This window comes from Asaia sp. Ae19-3 (assembly GCF_059801175.1).
On sequence record NZ_JBCHWF010000003.1, the window covers coordinates 1 to 15,628 of the forward strand.

The window sequence follows — 15,628 nt, forward strand, 5'->3', positions numbered from 1 at the left end:
CCTTCCCGAAAAATGCTTTGTGCTACGTAACAAGGCGTGGCGAACTGGGCACAGGCCGAGGCAAAGTGACAAGCCGCAACGCCGTTTCCATGTCGCCTCTGAAAAGGTGCTTGCCAAATTCCAGCTGGATAACTATTACGTGAGCAATATCTTATCGGTATATTCATGCCTTTGCAGCATAGTCGTCGCTTAATATGCGTATGAATTTGTCTTGTGCAAATTTTCAGTAATTTGCTGATTTTTTGTTATCTTTTCCATTAATTATTGCGTTTGTTTTTCAGTGATTGGGTTGAATGGCAATGCCAAGACTTCCCCTGGGGCGACTGCTCCACATCTCGACTATCCTCATGACGCTTTCGCTTGCGATGAATGTTCACGCACTTGCGAAGCATATGGGGCAGGATGATCGTAGCACTCCTGCTGACGGGCGTGGCGATACGGTTTTGCCTGCAAATAGTCCCAAATCCGAAGCCTCTGCCGAGCAAGGCACCGTACCCCGTCGCGAACAGGAGACAACGAGCCGCGGGGGTTGGCTGTCTGTGCCCGGCCTGAGTGAGGCAGTGGAATCGGGTTCTTCAGTGGCACCCGTCGAGGCGGCCTTTCTCAAAAGCGACGGTCATGCGGCCCCATGTGGGATCGGGCCCTGCCTGAGCGATAAAGGGGCGACACCGGGAGATCTGACATCCACCGATCAGGCGCAGAAGGAAATCGTAGATCATCTGCTTGCCAAGCAGGGGAGCGTTGACGAGGAACAGAAAAAACTCGAGGAACAGAAGCGCGTCCTGGATGCGGCTCGCATCGTTCTGGAGGAACGTATGCGGGCCATCGATAACTCGATGGCCGAACTTGCGGAAAAGCAGGCTCGTCACCGTGAGACGATGGCGGCCGAGACTTCGAGACTCGTCAAGATCTACGAGGAAATGCCTCCGCGTGAGGCCGCAGCAGTTTTCAATATCATGGATATCCACGTGCTGGTCTCTATCGCGAACAACATGAATCCCAGAAAGATTTCAGCGATCATGGGGTATATGTTCCCTGAGAGGGTCAATACTGTTTCGCAATATCTGGCTGGCGTGCGCAACTTCCATAGTCAAGGTGGCACTCCCGATGGGTCTTCACGCCGTTCAACGTCAGCCGGCGTTCTCTCCTGGCTGCCGCACACGGATTCTGACAAAGGGCCGTCCTTGCGGGAGTGATGCTTGTAGCGCTGATACTGCCCCGATTTTCAACTCCGGCCAATTAAGTTAGTGTCTCCGTCGCGTCACCTGACTGTGACGCATCAATCGATTTGAAACGGTGAAGTCAGAATGCATCCTGCTTTAAGGGCCTATCAGGCCGTTGCAGAAACGTCGCTTTCAGGCCGCGAAGCGGAGGCAGCTTGTTTCACAATGATGATCAACGAGCTGACTGCCGCCGAGCAGGACCACGCATTGCGGTTCAAGGCGCTGGATCGGCACCAGAAACTCTGGTCGCTCATCATGAAAGCCAATATCGTCGATAGCGGACAGAACCCATCGGATGATCGTGTCCTGATCGTAAACCTGGCCGACAAAGCTCAGCGCTACGGCATACAGGCTATTCTTGATTCGGCTCTTTCGCTCCAGCCTTTGATAGATATCGCTCAGGATGTTCTAGACGGGCTGCTCGCGCAATAGCGCGCGGTAGAGCTGGCAGGGGGCATCGCGCGCATGTGCCGCGGTGTTGGCAGATGTGAGTGTTAGCTACGTCTGATGCCTGAAAGGTTGCGGTGTTGCGCTCCTGATCTGGGCGTCCAGCTGCTGATTTTTGTCAGAAAAAATCCATCTCTCCGGCAGGACTATGCGGCTCTTTTTCTTTTCCTAAGAAGAGCCCGTGTATGCTCCCCAAGCATACATCGTTCAGCACCTCATCCAGAGTAATTGCGACATTTTCGTCCCAAAGAGAAAGTGTCATCAGATTGCGCAGGATCGTCGTAATCGCGTCAACAAATTGTGTGGCGTGATCGAGCTTCTGTAAATTGGCAATCTCACTTTCATGGAATGCATTGCCAAGAGCAGACCGTTCGACCGCAGCCTGAACAGATAGCAGGTCACCATGAGTGATGATCAACTGTTGAACAATATTCGATAGAACTTCATGGGGATTCGTGTTCAACAATTTGGCTCCTGTAGGGGAAGGGCGGCAAGCACTTGTGGCGAATTTTAAAATAGCTCGACGCTAGAAGCGTTCGTTTTCTTCCATTTTGTTTCGAAGTCAGCTTCTTCCTTATTGAAGATCTGTTCCTGTATCCCGATGGCCTGGCTATCATCGACAAGATTCTGCTGCGCTCTGCCCGTCGTTGGCCAAAATCTGATCCGTCGCGCCTGCGTGCCTCCAAGGCTTTGCGCGATACAGGTGATCCGTTCTTCCTCGAGATAGCGCCTCACGAACGTGCTGTTTTCCTGTCCGATATGCCCAAGCGAGGGAATGATCGCAGCTCCCCCGAAGGCCTTGCAAAGCAAGCGGTCACGTCGTCCGCCACCGCTGAGAATGCCGTTTACGAGTTTTTCCATAGCGTTTACGCCAAAGCGCAGGGCGGTGTTATTGTCGCAGCCCTCACCGTTTGGAAGCAGGAAATGGTTGATCCCCCCGATGCCGGCGAGAGGATCATACATGCATACCGATATGCACGAGCCAAGAAGAGTTGTCAGGAGCACGTCGGCGTTATCGGAGATAACGACGTCTCCCTGAATAACGGTGTGAGTCTTCGTTGGCATCTGCATCAGGTTATAGGCCCGAAAACCTTCTCCAGAACTTCCCGGAGTTTGGCGACCGTGTAGGGTTTTGCCAGAAAATTATTAACGCCGGCCTTGATGGCCTCCTGCACCAGATCGCGGCTGGTCTCACTGGTCAGGATGACAAAGGCGGTCTTTTGTGTTTTCGGGTTTTCCCGCACGGCGCGCAGCAGCGCCAGGCCATCCATTACGGGCATGTTGAAGTCGGAAATAACCAGATGGGTCGGATTTTGCCCGAGATAATCGAGTGCTTCCTTACCATCCTTGCGCTGAGCGACCTGGGTAAAGCCAAGCTGTGCCAGATTGTTGGCGAGTACCTGACGTATGGAGGCCTGATCATCGACGATCAAAGCTCTGATTTGAGAGGCTGCAGGCATTTCCGGTCCTTAAGACTTCACAATGGTCGAGAATTTGAGGCGGTGTGTCACGGTTGGAACCTGTTTCACGCTTGAGTCTGGCGCGTGCACGCGCTCATGGCTGCTGCACTGATCTGATTGAGAGAAACGATCTGACAAGCCGCCCCGATTTCGGCCGCGACTCTGGGCATTCCATAAACGACTGACGAGGCCTTGTCCTGCGCGATCGTCCAGGCACCACTTCGTTTGATCGCCAGAAGACCCTCGGCCCCGTCCTGCCCCATACCTGTCAGGATGATGCCCATGGAGCGGGCGCCACACTGCTCGGCAACGCTGTCAAACAGGACATCGACGGAAGGGACGTGATTATTAACCGGGGGGCCTTGGACCAGACGCGTCATAACGCCTTGCGCAGTATGGACCACAGTCATGTGCTGCGTACCGCCCGGAGCAATACGCACCTGTCCCGGCGACAGCACTTCCCTGTCTCGGGCCTCGGTGATCGACAGATGCGCGAGCTTCTTATCCAGTCTGGCAGCGAAGCTCGCGGTGAAAAAGGCCGGCATGTGCTGGCAGATCACGATAGGAGGGCTTACGGATGGAAAACCGCTGAGGACTTCCTCAATGGCCTCAACGCCCCCCGTCGATGAGCCGATGGCGATCAGATCATGAGGCTGCTTCCATGATTTCCTATCGGTGGCCAAGACGGGCGAAGGTGTCGAAGGCGTTTTGACGACAGGCTTGGACCGGGCAGCCTGACGCACGATGCGCGGCAGGCCTGCATAGGCATTCATACCGGGCACTGTCGCGGTCGTTTTAGGGAAGCAGTCAAAGGCGCCCATTTGAAGGGCAGTCAGCGCTATTTCTGCGTTCCGTTCTGTCAGACTCGAGACCATGACAACCGGTATCGGTCGGAGGCGCATGATTTTCTCAAGAAACTGAAGGCCGTTGATGTTGGGCATCTCGATGTCGAGCGTGATCACATCAGGCTGGTCCTTGATGATCATGTCTCTGGCTTCGAGCGGATTGGCAGCCTCTCCGGTGATGACAAGATCCGGATGGCTCTGAAAGGCGTGGCGGATCATGGCGCGCGCCGTGCGGGAATCATCAACTACGAGCACCTTGACGGGTGATGTCATCGCTCAGGCTTCCTTCTGATAAATTGTCGGCGCGATGCTCACCAGTCCGCACAGTTTCGCATTGGCCACACGTTCTGAATGGCCGACATAGAGAAAGCCTCCCCGTTCGATTCTTTCGGCGAGGCGCTTCCAGAGGGCCTCGCGGGTCTCGTCATCAAAATAGATGACGACATTCCGGCAGAAAATCACTGAAAAAGAGCCGTGAAACGGCCAGGCTGCGTTGAGATTCAATACCTTGAAGACGGGGAGGCGCTGAAGCGTTTCCGAAAAGCGATAGGCACCGTCATAAAGCTTGAGAAAGGAGGTTCTGTCCTTCTCCGGGATCCCTTCCAATTCGTCCGGCGCATAGGTGGCACTGGCTGCCCGCGCTACGACATCACTGTTGATATCCGTTGCCAGAATGCGGAAATCATAATTGCCGATTTCCGGAAAGCTGCCGGCAACAGTCATGGCAATGCTCCAGGGCTCCTGCCCTGTCGAGCAGGCCGCCGACCAGATGCGCCCGCGTTTGCCCTTGCGCAGCGCAGGTGCCAGCTCGGGCATGACAACAGTCCTGAGATGGTCGAAGTGGTTCACCTCACGGAAAAACCCGGTAACATTGGTCGTCAGGGCGCAGATCAGCTTCTCCATTTCAACCGTCCCGGCGGGGCTGGTCGTAAAGGCGAGATACTCCCTGAAGGAGCTGAGCTGCATCTCCCTTACCCGGCGGGAAACGCGCGAATAGACGAGCGCCTTTTTCGTCGCTGGCAGGCAGATACCGGCCTGGGTGCGCGCGATCGACTGCAACAACTGGAAGTCGGCGTCGGTATAGTCAGGGGCGGAGAGCGTGATGCTGTTGGTCATTCTTTGCTGGATTCACCGACGAGATGTTTGACGACCGTATCGAGTTTGAGAATGCCGATCATGCGGTTTTCGATCAGGACGAGACCGTGGAGGCAGGCGCCCTCATCAGAGGTCGGCTGGATATCGCCGGTGCTGATATCGGCCAGGTCGATCACGCGATCGACCAGCAGACCATAGACAACACCCGCGCGTGATTCGACGATGATGACGACACGTCTGGAGTTTTCCAGCTCGGGAGGAATGTTGAGATAGGCCGCCAGGTCGATGACGGTCAGGATGATCCCACGAAGATTGATGGCACCGCAGACATAGGCTGGCGCGAAGGGGAGGGTCGTCGTTTTTTCGAACCCGCGTATTTCACGCACGCTGAGGATCGGAATGCAATATTCCTGAGCGCCGACGGCAAACACGATCATCTTGACCGAGGCCGTGTCGGCCCCTTCACGGGTGGTCAACTGTTCGGACATCTTCGTTTCCTGATTGATGCTGAGCATGGTCATGTTGGCCTAGTTTACGAGCTCGGAGACGCCGAGCGCTGCTTTGTTTTCCGTCTGGCTGAGAGCGGCGGCGATCAGCGCAGACACATCCAGAATGAGAGCGACACTGCCATCGCCCAGAATCGTCGCGGCCGAGACCCCGAAGATATGGCGGTAATTGCGCTCCATGCTTTTGATGACCACCTGCATCTGGCCGCAGATTTCATCGACGATCAGGGCGGCGCGGCTGCCGGACTCGTTCTCCACGACGAGAACCACAGCGCCCTCGAGAGTATCCCTCACGCGCGCGCCAGCCAGCCCGAGGGTTACCCCGAGCGGTAGCAGCGGTATGCACTCACCGCGCTTCGAGATGATCCTTGTGCCATCGGGAAGGGAATAGACGTCACTCTGGCTGACGATAATGGCCTCGGAAACCGCAGAGATCGGAATGACCATCGTTGTTTCATCGGCCGAGATCAGCATGCCATCGAGAATGGCCAGAGTGAGAGGCAGGCTGAGGCTGAACGTGCTGCCCTTGCCTGCAACGCTGCTGATCACGATGCGTCCACCCAGGCTCATGATCGCCTGCTTGACCACATCCATACCGACACCACGCCCGGAAAGATCGGATACTTCGGATGCGGTCGAGAAGCCGGGGGTGAAAATGAGGTTGTTGATCTCGTCTTCGCTTAGCGTCGCATCGGGAGCGATGATCCCGCGTTTCACGGCTGTTTCGAAGACGCGTTTGTGATTCACGCCGGCGCCATCATCCTTGATGGTGATCAGAATGCGCCCTGAACGGTGCTCGGCAGAAAGCGTGATGCATCCTTCGGGCGACTTGCCCGCTGCAATCCGGTCCTCCGTCTTTTCGATACCGTGATCGACCGCATTTCTCAGCATGTGCGTGAGCGGGGCGGCGAGCTTTTCGATCAGGGTGCGATCAACTTCCGTGTCTTCGCCTTCGAGTACAAGCTTGACTGCTTTCTGCGTCATTGAGCTTGCTTCACGCACGACACGCTGCATACGCTGGAACACGCTCCGCACAGGCTGTGCCCGCACGGACATGACGGCGTCCTGAATGTCGCGGGTGAGGGTCTGCATGCCCTCAATGCCCTGCATCAGCTCGTGATGGCCGGAGGTGCCTGCCTTCTGGCACAGCGACTGCACGGCAGCCTGGGCGATCACGAGTTCGCCGACCAGATCCATGAGGTCGTCGACGCGAGAGAGATCGACACGAATCGAGGCAGCCTCGGCCTTGCGCGCGACGGTTGCGCCGGTCAGGGCGATGGGTTCTTCATCGCGCTGTATCGTGGCTGGCGGGGCGAGGTCGTCCAGAAATGCCTCCGCCGTGAGGCGTCTGTCCGTTGTGGGCAGACTGGCCCCACGAGAGAGGGCCTGCCCCGCACTCTGCGCCACCATTGCCTGGATGGTATCTTCGGATATGCTCGCAGGCGCATCGAAAAACGCATCCGCTTCGTCGCTCGCATCGGAGTTTGTCGTTTCGGTAACGGCCCTGTCCGATTCGAGCGTAAAATCGCAGCTATCGACTACCCAGTCGAAGGCATCCCGGATTTCGCTCTCGGCAACGCTGTCTGGCAGGGCGACGCGCCAGGTGAGATAGGAAGACGCCGGCAGGAGATCGTGAAACGCAGGGAGCGCTTCTGTCAGGCATTCTACCTGGGCGGTATCGCCCTTGTCGTGAGCGAGGGCAGTCAGGGCAACGAGGATGTTACGCGCGTCGTCGCCGCAGCCATACATGGCGTCATGCGGATGAAAGGTGACGATCTTTCGCGCCGATGCAGGTTCCGCAAAATCGTCACCGAAATCGAAGGCGACGGGCTCGAACTCGAAAGGAACCGGGCTGAACGCTTCAGCCTCGCTCTCTGCAGGGTCGAAACTGGCGGCCGGGCTGGAAGTGGCGGCAGGCGCCTCACCACTCACGACCTTCAGTTCGGTCAAGCTCTCATCTACACGCTGTGCGTCGACGGAGGCGCCGCCGCGTGCCTCGACCACGAGATCGCTGAGAACATCCATGCTTTTGAGGAAGACGGCGATGATCTCTTTTGTCGGCTGGATACGATCGGAGCGCACTCCGTCGAGAGAATTCTCGTAAACATGGGAGAAGCGGACGAGATTCTGCAGTCCGAAGGAAGCCGCGCCCCCCTTGATGGAATGTACGGCCCTGAATACCGCATTGACCGTATCATCCTCGGCACGATCGGCAGCAAGAGCCGCCAGACCCGTTTCGAGCTCCTGCAGCTGCTCGTCGCATTCCTGGAAAAAAATCTCCAGGATTTCGTCCATGTCTGAGCTCATACTGTCCCTGCTTTCTCTTACTGAGTGACGCGCCGGATGGCTGAGACCAGACTGTCGGAATTGAAAGGCTTGATGATCCAGCCGGTAGCTCCCGCAGCCCGCGCGCGCGCCTTCTTTTCCTGATCGCTCTCTGTGGTCAGGACGATGACGGGGAGATGCCGGAAGCGGTCCATCTTGCGGACAGCCTCGATCACGCCAAAGCCGTCGAGCCGAGGCATGTTGATGTCCGTGATGATGACAGCTGGGGGCGGGGTGGCAGCCTCCAGAACGTCGATACCCTCGACGCCATCATTCCCTTGGATAACCTCGTAGCCTGCGCCTTCGAGCGCGTTCCGCAGCATGCTCTGCATGGTTCTGGAATCATCGATCGTGAGGACGCGCAAAGTGGGGGTTTCTGTCATATCAAGGGCTCTCTGACATTGAGGCAGTTTTCTGCAGGACTGAGGTTGCACCGAATAGGATAAGGGCCTCGGACAATTTGTCTGAAGCGTTGATGACCGGACGCTCGCTGGCCAGGATGACCTGGAGGCAAAGCCCCCCGAGATAGGTGACCTCCGACCCGTCAAGCGCACTCTCCGGCGAAAGAGTGAGCATATCCTTGAGGCCGGGAGCTGCACCTGAATCAAGGCGGGACGGCATCATGATTGCGGGAAGGTCCACGCCTGCGTTGATGGGAATCTGATCCATCAGAAATCCTCCCAACCCTGGTCGGAGGACGTTACCTGCAGGGCCGGTTTGGCCGGAGCCTTGGGCGCAGGGCGGACAGGCGTCGGACTTTTTGTCTCGAGCGCCTGAGTGGATGCCGTCGCAGCTCTGGTCGGCTGTGGTTGCCGGACGACCGGCTTAGCCGGGGGGGCGGCTGGCTTGCGGGCCATTGGAGCTGCCTCAGCCTTTTTGCCCAGTCCGAAACCATTGAGTGTCTGGGTGAGGGAGCGCGTCTCGGTCGTGAGGTTATGGCTTGCCGCTGTCGCTTCTTCGACCATCGCAGCGTTCTGTTGGGTCACCTGATCCATGTCATTGATCGAACTGGTGACCTCTGCCAGACGCAGGGCCTGCTCGCGTGTCGTCTTGGTCAGATCTTCGATGCGATGCGCAATGCTCGAAATGCTTTCGGAGAAATCGCCGAGATACTGGCTGGTGCGGTGTACGAGGCCCACGCCCTTATCGACCTGCTCGGCAGAGACAGAGATCAGGCGTTTGATCTCATTCGCTGATTTTGCCGATTTTTCGGCCAGCGACCGAACTTCCTGCGCAACGACAGCAAAGCCTCTACCTGCATCGCCTGCGCGAGCCGCCTCGACGCCGGCATTCAGGGCAAGAACATTGGTCTGGAATGTGATCCCATCGATTACGGAGATGATTTCCCCGATGGCGCTGGATGATTTCTGGATACCGCTCATGGCGGTATTGGCCTCATCCATGACTTCTGTGGCGAGCTTGACCTGATCGAGCGTCTTTTTTGTGTCGACGCTGGACTCCGAGCAGACATCGGCCGTTGCCTTGATGCCTTCGCTGATTGTTCTGACAGAGCTGGCAGCCTTGCCTAGATTTTCTGCCTGAATTTCGGTGCGACGCGCCAGATCGTCAGACGCCATGGAAATTTCCGCTGCGCCCGTCGTGATAAATTCCGAGCTGCGCGCCATGTTGATGAGAACGGTTCTCCAGTTCTGGCAGGCCTCGTTGAAGCTGATGGCTATTTTTGCAAGATCACCGTTGAGAATGTCGCCCGTAATGGTCTGATCCAGATTGCCCTTGGCGACAGCGGACATGGCTGTCTCGATCGTAGCCACTGCGGCCTTGATTTCCGCGACCTTTGCAGCTGCGCCGGATTTCAGCCCGTCCACCTCCTTGCTCAGAGCCTCGATCTGCGCCTTGTCTTCGCTCTTGTCCGAGCGGGCTTCATGCAGGCGAGACAAGAGAGCGATCAGACGACCGCTCTCATCTCGTGTGTCGGAAAAGCGCGTGCGTCCGCGTGCATCGCCACGAATCAGACCTTCGCCGTAAGTCAGAATTGTCTCGACCGGCTCGGCAACAGCCTGAATCAGTGCGAGGCGGAAGAACAGGCTCGAGGCAAGCAGGATGAGAGTGAGCGCCAGCAGCGTGTAGAAAGCGCCTGATGAGAAGGCGTTATCATAGAAGAAGCCGAATGCGCATATGAGCTGAACGACTAGGAGTAATTGAATACATAACATCGTCGTACTGATCTTGGACCGGTACGATGCTTCTTGATACAGCCAGGTCTTCATCGTGCTCTACTTCGCAATCATGAGTAAGTGCTGGTAAGTCCAGAAACCGTATTGCCAATTAGTGTTATAAAAAAGTTAAGAATGTAAGTCGGTATGCCCACTGGAGATACATGGGCGATGCTTTAAACCGTTACATGAAGGCATTAAGAACAAGTTAAGCACTCGACTTGTATTTCCGGGCTTCAGGTCGGTCGTACGGCGTTCCTTATGGGCGCCCCTCGGGCGCTTTTGATGGGTTTCATATGTGGTCTGCAATGAGAGGGCGCGGTCTCCATGCTCGTCGGTGAGCCGCTTGCGGAAGCCCAAGAGGATGATATTTTTATGAAATCGGGGCGAAATCACGCTATGTCCTGATCGCCCTATGGGGTGAGGCAGGGAGACGAATTCAGGATCCGAAGCTGCGCACCAGCCCGCCTGCAACCATCTGCCAGCCGTCGATCATCACAAAAAAAATGAGTTTGAAAGGAAGGGAGATGGTCGCTGGCGGAAGCATCATCATGCCAAGACTCATCAGGACACTGGACGTGACGATGTCGATGATCAGAAAGGGGAGATAAAGAAGGAAACCCATCTCGAAGCCGCGGCTCAACTCTCCAACCATGAAGGCTGGCATGAGCACGCGCCAAGGCGCGACAGTTGCCTGTGGTGAAGGGGTCAGATTGGCGAGATGATAAAACGTCGCAAGGTCTGATGGCCTTGCATGGGCCTGCATGAAGTGGCGAAAGGGCTCCGCAGCGGCAGTCAACCCATCGATTTCTGACATCGTGCCGTTGATCATGGGCGCTATGCCTTGGGTCCAGGATTGCTCGAAGGTTGGCTGCATGACGAAGAAGGTCAGAAAAAGCGAAAGCCCGATAATCACCGGATTGGGCGGGGTACCTTGAGCGCCGATTGCCCCCCTCAGAAGCGACAGAACGATGATGATGCGCGTGAACGCGGTCACCATGACAAGCAGACTGGGCGCCAGAGAAAGCAGTGTGATCAGCGCAGTAAGCTGTATCAGCCTGCTGGTTGTGCCGCTGTTGCCACCATCATGACCGAGATCGAGCGTCAGGGACTGCGCATGGGCTGATGAGGGGGAGCTCAGGAGTACAACTGCCAGTACGAAAGCTAGAATCACCCAGTAACCCTGTTTTTTAACGGGGCTCCGTTTCGACATTCTGTCAGCAGAAAAAAGCGACGTCAGGATCGTTGGTGCCGACTTGAGTTGGCATGAGGGGGCGGCGATCATTATCGGGTCTCCGGAAGCGTTGAGGTAACCGGAAACGCTGTTTCAGGCTGGGTCGTGTCGGTCTCCGGCACGATCCAGCCCAGAAAAAGATCCGTCTCACCGCCGGTGAGAATGAGGCCGGTCCGATCCTGACATCTGAAGAGCGACAGTCTGCGTTTGGAATCGAGAGAGAGAGACTCGATAAGGCCGAGTTGAGCGGATTGATGGCTGCGGCCAAGGCGTGGCTGCAGATAGACAATGGCAAAGCGCAAGAGAAAGATAAGCGCGATGACCGTGATGAAGGACGCCGCGTAATCGATCCAGGAATGCAGCGTCATCTGGGCGGCAGTAAGTGAGGCATGGGCCGGAATCCTGTTCGACCAGGGAGAAGGGTATTATTTGCTGGCTGCGCCCGAGGACGATGAGAGGATTTCGGTCATTGTCACGCCGATATTGTTGTCATCCACGACCACCAGTTCGCCACGTGCGATCAGGCGGTTATTGGCGTAGATATCAACCGCTTCTCCAAGCTTCTTGTTCAGTTCAACGACAGCGCCGCGTCCAAGGCGCAGCAACTGGCTGACAGGCATCGTGGCTGTGCCGATCACGGCAGTGATCTTGACCGGAATGTCATAAACCGCGTCGGACCGGCCAGTGCTGGCTTCCTGTGAAGCAGCTGCCTCAGATGAGGCATCCTGGGGAGCGAAAGGTTCGGATGTGAAATCTTCGAGTGAGACCATTTCGTTTTTATCATCCATGGTTCAGTGCCTGTCCATCGTTGTGGAGGCGAGAATTTCCCGGTCAATCGACGCACTGACAGAAGTCATGATTCTGTCGATGGCGCTCTGGCGCCATTTGGTGGGATCGATGAGAATCGAGCGTGTTCCAGAGTCGATTCTGATAGTGGATGCCATAGGCTTCGCACAAGGCTCAAAGCGGGCCTTGCTGTCTGTTCCCAGAAGAGGCTTCAGGCGGGCCTCATCCTTTGGGTCGCAGTAAATAACGACGTCTTCTTCGCAGAGCTCAACCAGATCAGCAGCATCCTGAAGAAGGTCACGTTCGACGCCCTTCAGGGCCTCTGCCGGGAGATGGGTGAGCGTCACGAGCAAATCGATGACGATCTGGACATAAACCTGCCCCGCCTCGCGGGCTGATTGTGCCCGATATCGCCTCTCCGCCTGGAAAGCCTCGGCAATTGCCGAGAGCTTTTCGGCAAACTCCGCCTCCAGAGCAGCGGTAGCCGCAGTACGCCCCTCTTCACGCCCGGCATCGAAGGCTGCACGGCGAAGGTCATCAAGCTCATCCTGGGAAAGGGAGATGAGGGGAGGTGCGGTGTCAGGTTGGGGTTCTTCTGGCGCGATCTCTTCTGCGATGGAGGGCTTGATCGTCTGAGGGGGCGCGACGCTGAAATCCGTCAGGCGACGTGCGAGACCGCTCTTGTCGGACGTATCGCGTGCAATGCCCTGGCCATCCTGCAATGGCCTCGTCGTGTTGGCCGTCCTGGGATCGTGCAAGCGGTGCTGGAAGGGGACGAAGCCAGAGGTCACGAAATGAATTCCTCGCCGTCCGAAGCAGTATTCATGTCGATTTCACCGGAATTGACCAGATTTTTGATGGTCAAAACGATTTCTGCCTGCGCGGCCTCGACATCTCGGACGCGTACCGCACCGAGCGAGGCGATTTCCTCGAGAAGAATATTGCCGGCGCGTTTGGACATGCATTGCAGGAACAGCTTTCTTTCGCTGTCAGAGGCACCCTTGAGGGCGACTGGAAGACGGTCGCGGTCGATTTCGTTGACGACGCGCATAAGGGCCTCCTGCGAGAGGCGGTTGATATCCTCGAAGGTGAACATCAACGCCTTCACCTTTTCCATATCCTCGTGGCTCTCCTGGTCCATAAGCTCGGCAAAACGCGTTTCCGTCTTGCGATCGAAATTATTGAAGACTTCGGCGAGCAATTCGTAGCTGTCGCGCTTCGAAGCGCGGCCGAGCGAAGAAATGAATTCGGAGCGCAGGGTTGCCTCCACACTTTCGATGACCTCGCGTTGTACGGTTTCCATATGCAGTATGCGCATCATGACATCCGTAGCGTAGTCTTCCGGCAGGAGTGCCAGGACGCGCGCAGCGTGGGCGGGTTGCAGGCGGCTCACGATGACGGCGGCAGTCTGCGGGTATTCGCTTCGCAGATAATTCGCCAGAATCGATTCCTGGACGTTGCCGAGTTTATCCCACATGTTCCGTCCGGCCGGACCACGGATCTCGTCCATGATCTTCTCGACCTGATCGGCATTGAGCGTCTTGCGCAGGAAGGCCTCGGTCGTCTCGAAAGTGCCAACGAGTCCGTCGGCACTCTCGAAGTTTTCGACGAATTCGCGACACACGCTTTCAACCATCTCGGCTCTGATGACACCGAGGCCGGCCATGGCACTGGAGATTTCACGAATCTCGTCTTCATGCAGTGCCTGCATCAGGCTGGCGCTGCGTTCGCGACCGATGGTCATGAACAGAACGGCGGCTTTCTGCTTTCCGGTCAGATGGGTTGCACTCATGGTTTTCTTTCCCTCAGCCGGATTTTGCGCGCTTTCAGTCTCGCTCACGAGGCGCCTCCCTGCTTTGGATCAGGGCTTTCGAGCCAGTTGCGGATGACGCTCAAGCTGCCTTCGGGGCTCTGATCGATACGATCGGCAACCTTGGCGATAATGCCCGCTCTCGCCTGACCTTCCACGCCATCGATCGCCACCGTTTCGTGCCCTTCATGCAGGGCAAGGCTGTTGGCGCTTCCGCCTTCGAGGCTGTTCATGCCTGTCCCGGTGGTGCCCAGACCGTCACGATTGAGGGCTTCGAGTGCCATGGGGCCAGAGCCGCCTGCGAGAGCCGGCAGACCGCCGCGGCCACGACGAAGCAAGGGACGCAGGGCAAAGAAGCCGGCCCCGAGGGCGAGCAGAATAGGTACGACCCATTCTGCGAGATAGAGGAGATTGTCTTTCGAGAAGAACCCCGGAGCCGCAGGCAGGGGCTCGATGCCGCCATCGGGCATGAAGCGCATCGAGACGACTTCGACCTGATCGCCTCGCGCCTTGTCATAACCGACTGCAGTTTTGACCAGGGTGGTGATGCGGTCGATCTCGGCCTGATCCAGAGGCTTCCAGGTCGCATTCCCCTTCTTGTCCTGCACATAGGACCCATCGACCATCACGGCCATGCTGATCCTCGCGACGCGGGGATGAATTTGCGAGACCACGCGCACGCGTTTGCCGATCTCGTAGTTATTGGTCTCTTCGTCGCGTGTGTCGCTTGATCCGGTTCTGTTGGCCTGCCCGGCATTGGCGTTGGGCAGGTTGTTTGCAACGGAGGTATTGGGCGAGGCTTCGGTGTTGACGCTTTTGTCGGAGCTGGTCTGCTGCGAGCGCAGGACCTGCTGGTTCGGGTCGAAACTCTCTTCGGTCTCATGCACCTCGTCATTGTTGATGACGACAGCGGCCCGTGCGCGGATATGGGCTGTCCCGAGTGTCGGGATGAGCATTTCCTCAACAGCCTGGGAAAGGCGCGTCTCCTCGGAATGGCGGAATTTCTCGAAAATCGCTTCCTGACCGTCCTCGCTGTTGGGCTCGCCGGGCTTGGCCAGCACGTCGCCTCTCGTGTCGACAATGGAAATCGACTGGGGCCGAAGCCCCGGGACAGCCGCAGCAACAAGATTCTGGATCGCTTGGATACCGTCGGGAGCTATGCGGCCCGCGCGCCCGATATCGATGACCACGCTCGCTTGGGACGGGTTAGTCTGGACAGAGAATAGATCTCTGTGAGGCAAGACGAGATGAACGCGGACATTGCGAACGCCCTGGAGCAGACGAATTGAACGCTCGAGCTCTCCCTCCAGCGCACGCGTCTCGTTGATATTCTGCTCAAACTGAGTGCTGGTGAGCGTTGCGCTCTTGTCGAAAAGCTCATAGCCGACGCTTCCCCCGTTCGGCAGGCCGTCCTTGGCAAGCAGCAGGCGCGCCTTGGCGACCTCGTCTGGCGCGACGTAGAGGCTTCCCCCATCTGGCGAGGTCGATGCGGTGATATGATTCTTGTCGAGATCTTCCACCATTCTGGCAGCTTCGCTCAGATCGAGATTGCCATAGAGCAAGGCCGTGGGCTTCTGGGCTTTGCCAAGGATCACGAAGCCAAGGAAAGCCAGAAGAGTCACGCCCGCAGCGCCCAGGGCGATCAGCCTCGTACGACCCAGCCCTCTGAGTGATGACAGCAGATTGTTCATTTATGGCGGATCGTCAGGCCTGAGCCATGAGG

The 15,628-nt window shown here is 57.1% G+C and carries 18 protein-coding genes; 2 read left to right on the plus strand and 16 right to left on the minus strand.

What is annotated here, in order from left to right:
- The first annotated feature begins 299 nt into the window (after window positions 1-299).
- Window positions 300-1,196, plus strand: a complete 897-nt coding sequence (locus AAID99_RS14895) for a MotE family protein (RefSeq protein WP_498494483.1) — start codon at window positions 300-302, stop codon at window positions 1,194-1,196.
- A gap of 111 nt (window positions 1,197-1,307) precedes the next feature.
- A complete protein-coding gene (locus tag AAID99_RS14900; protein ID WP_188424378.1) occupies window positions 1,308-1,655 on the plus strand; it encodes a flagellar biosynthesis regulator FlaF in 348 nt (115 codons plus the stop codon).
- A 133-nt stretch (window positions 1,656-1,788) separates the two neighbouring features.
- Here AAID99_RS14900 and AAID99_RS14905 read toward each other — a convergent pair whose 3' ends face one another.
- The 16 genes from AAID99_RS14905 to fliF all read right to left on the minus strand — a co-directional run bounded on the left by AAID99_RS14905 (window position 1,789) and on the right by fliF (window position 15,596).
- Window positions 1,789-2,133, minus strand: coding sequence for a hypothetical protein (locus tag AAID99_RS14905; protein WP_188424380.1), 345 nt, complete (start codon window positions 2,131-2,133; stop codon window positions 1,789-1,791).
- Between the two features lie 47 nt (window positions 2,134-2,180).
- The gene (locus tag AAID99_RS14910) at window positions 2,181-2,741 is read right to left on the minus strand and encodes a chemotaxis protein CheD (protein ID WP_498494484.1); all 561 of its coding nucleotides are present in this window, start codon (window positions 2,739-2,741) and stop codon (window positions 2,181-2,183) included.
- Window positions 2,741-3,130, minus strand: a complete 390-nt coding sequence (locus AAID99_RS14915; RefSeq protein ID WP_188424384.1) for a response regulator — start codon at window positions 3,128-3,130, stop codon at window positions 2,741-2,743. Before AAID99_RS14915 ends, AAID99_RS14910 begins: the two co-directional genes overlap by 1 nt.
- 65 nt (window positions 3,131-3,195) lie before the next feature.
- Window positions 3,196-4,248, minus strand: a complete 1,053-nt coding sequence (locus tag AAID99_RS14920) for a protein-glutamate methylesterase/protein-glutamine glutaminase (protein WP_188424386.1) — start codon at window positions 4,246-4,248, stop codon at window positions 3,196-3,198.
- 3 nt (window positions 4,249-4,251) lie between these two features.
- Window positions 4,252-5,091 (minus strand): CheR family methyltransferase, encoded by an 840-nt coding sequence (locus AAID99_RS14925; protein WP_498494485.1) that lies wholly within the window; start codon window positions 5,089-5,091, stop codon window positions 4,252-4,254.
- On the minus strand, window positions 5,088-5,558 hold the full coding sequence (locus AAID99_RS14930) for a chemotaxis protein CheW (RefSeq protein WP_188424390.1): 471 nt from the start codon (window positions 5,556-5,558) through the stop codon (window positions 5,088-5,090). Before AAID99_RS14930 ends, AAID99_RS14925 begins: the two co-directional genes overlap by 4 nt.
- Before the next feature lie 39 nt (window positions 5,559-5,597).
- Window positions 5,598-7,871, minus strand: a complete 2,274-nt coding sequence (locus AAID99_RS14935; protein ID WP_229719447.1) for a chemotaxis protein CheA — start codon at window positions 7,869-7,871, stop codon at window positions 5,598-5,600.
- Window positions 7,872-7,900: 29 nt separating this feature from the next.
- Window positions 7,901-8,284 (minus strand): response regulator, encoded by a 384-nt coding sequence (locus AAID99_RS14940; RefSeq protein WP_188424394.1) that lies wholly within the window; start codon window positions 8,282-8,284, stop codon window positions 7,901-7,903.
- A 1-nt stretch (window position 8,285) separates the two neighbouring features.
- Window positions 8,286-8,570, minus strand: a complete 285-nt coding sequence (locus AAID99_RS14945; protein ID WP_188424396.1) for a hypothetical protein — start codon at window positions 8,568-8,570, stop codon at window positions 8,286-8,288.
- Complete coding sequence (locus AAID99_RS14950; protein WP_188424398.1) at window positions 8,570-10,075, minus strand: methyl-accepting chemotaxis protein; 1,506 nt, start codon at window positions 10,073-10,075, stop codon at window positions 8,570-8,572. The genes AAID99_RS14945 and AAID99_RS14950 overlap by 1 nt, the downstream gene beginning before the upstream one ends.
- Window positions 10,076-10,514: 439 nt before the next feature.
- Window positions 10,515-11,288, minus strand: coding sequence for a flagellar type III secretion system pore protein FliP (gene fliP, locus AAID99_RS14955; RefSeq protein ID WP_498494516.1), 774 nt, complete (start codon window positions 11,286-11,288; stop codon window positions 10,515-10,517).
- A 71-nt stretch (window positions 11,289-11,359) separates the two neighbouring features.
- Window positions 11,360-11,677, minus strand: a complete 318-nt coding sequence (locus AAID99_RS14960) for a flagellar biosynthetic protein FliO (protein WP_498494488.1) — start codon at window positions 11,675-11,677, stop codon at window positions 11,360-11,362.
- A 57-nt stretch (window positions 11,678-11,734) separates the two neighbouring features.
- On the minus strand, window positions 11,735-12,097 hold the full coding sequence (gene fliN / locus AAID99_RS14965; RefSeq protein WP_188424403.1) for a flagellar motor switch protein FliN: 363 nt from the start codon (window positions 12,095-12,097) through the stop codon (window positions 11,735-11,737).
- Window positions 12,098-12,100: 3 nt separating this feature from the next.
- Window positions 12,101-12,886, minus strand: a complete 786-nt coding sequence (locus tag AAID99_RS14970; protein ID WP_498494489.1) for a FliH/SctL family protein — start codon at window positions 12,884-12,886, stop codon at window positions 12,101-12,103.
- A complete protein-coding gene (locus tag AAID99_RS14975) occupies window positions 12,883-13,887 on the minus strand; it encodes a flagellar motor switch protein FliG (RefSeq protein WP_188425346.1) in 1,005 nt (334 codons plus the stop codon). The genes AAID99_RS14970 and AAID99_RS14975 overlap by 4 nt, the downstream gene beginning before the upstream one ends.
- A gap of 44 nt (window positions 13,888-13,931) precedes the next feature.
- Window positions 13,932-15,596 (minus strand): flagellar basal-body MS-ring/collar protein FliF, encoded by a 1,665-nt coding sequence (fliF, locus tag AAID99_RS14980; RefSeq protein ID WP_188424407.1) that lies wholly within the window; start codon window positions 15,594-15,596, stop codon window positions 13,932-13,934.
- Window positions 15,597-15,628: the final 32 nt, after the last annotated feature.

Excerpts from the sequence above, each read along its gene's own strand:
- fliN (WP_188424403.1), bottom strand. The coding sequence starts at position 12,097 with ATGGATGATAAAAACGAAATGGTCTCACTCGAAGATTTCACATCCGAA.
- AAID99_RS14895 (WP_498494483.1), top strand. The coding sequence starts at position 300 with ATGCCAAGACTTCCCCTGGGGCGACTGCTCCACATCTCGACTATCCTC.
- AAID99_RS14910 (WP_498494484.1), bottom strand. The coding sequence starts at position 2,741 with ATGCAGATGCCAACGAAGACTCACACCGTTATTCAGGGAGACGTCGTT.
- fliF (WP_188424407.1), bottom strand. The coding sequence starts at position 15,596 with ATGAACAATCTGCTGTCATCACTCAGAGGGCTGGGTCGTACGAGGCTG.
- AAID99_RS14920 (WP_188424386.1), bottom strand. The coding sequence starts at position 4,248 with ATGACATCACCCGTCAAGGTGCTCGTAGTTGATGATTCCCGCACGGCG.
- AAID99_RS14960 (WP_498494488.1), bottom strand. The coding sequence starts at position 11,677 with ATGACGCTGCATTCCTGGATCGATTACGCGGCGTCCTTCATCACGGTC.
- AAID99_RS14950 (WP_188424398.1), bottom strand. The coding sequence starts at position 10,075 with ATGTTATGTATTCAATTACTCCTAGTCGTTCAGCTCATATGCGCATTC.
- fliP (WP_498494516.1), bottom strand. The coding sequence starts at position 11,288 with ATGTCGAAACGGAGCCCCGTTAAAAAACAGGGTTACTGGGTGATTCTA.
- AAID99_RS14935 (WP_229719447.1), bottom strand. The coding sequence starts at position 7,871 with ATGGACGAAATCCTGGAGATTTTTTTCCAGGAATGCGACGAGCAGCTG.
- AAID99_RS14915 (WP_188424384.1), bottom strand. The coding sequence starts at position 3,130 with ATGCCTGCAGCCTCTCAAATCAGAGCTTTGATCGTCGATGATCAGGCC.
- AAID99_RS14940 (WP_188424394.1), bottom strand. The coding sequence starts at position 8,284 with ATGACAGAAACCCCCACTTTGCGCGTCCTCACGATCGATGATTCCAGA.
- AAID99_RS14945 (WP_188424396.1), bottom strand. The coding sequence starts at position 8,570 with ATGGATCAGATTCCCATCAACGCAGGCGTGGACCTTCCCGCAATCATG.
- AAID99_RS14900 (WP_188424378.1), top strand. The coding sequence starts at position 1,308 with ATGCATCCTGCTTTAAGGGCCTATCAGGCCGTTGCAGAAACGTCGCTT.
- AAID99_RS14975 (WP_188425346.1), bottom strand. The coding sequence starts at position 13,887 with ATGAGTGCAACCCATCTGACCGGAAAGCAGAAAGCCGCCGTTCTGTTC.
- AAID99_RS14930 (WP_188424390.1), bottom strand. The coding sequence starts at position 5,558 with ATGTCCGAACAGTTGACCACCCGTGAAGGGGCCGACACGGCCTCGGTC.
- AAID99_RS14925 (WP_498494485.1), bottom strand. The coding sequence starts at position 5,091 with ATGACCAACAGCATCACGCTCTCCGCCCCTGACTATACCGACGCCGAC.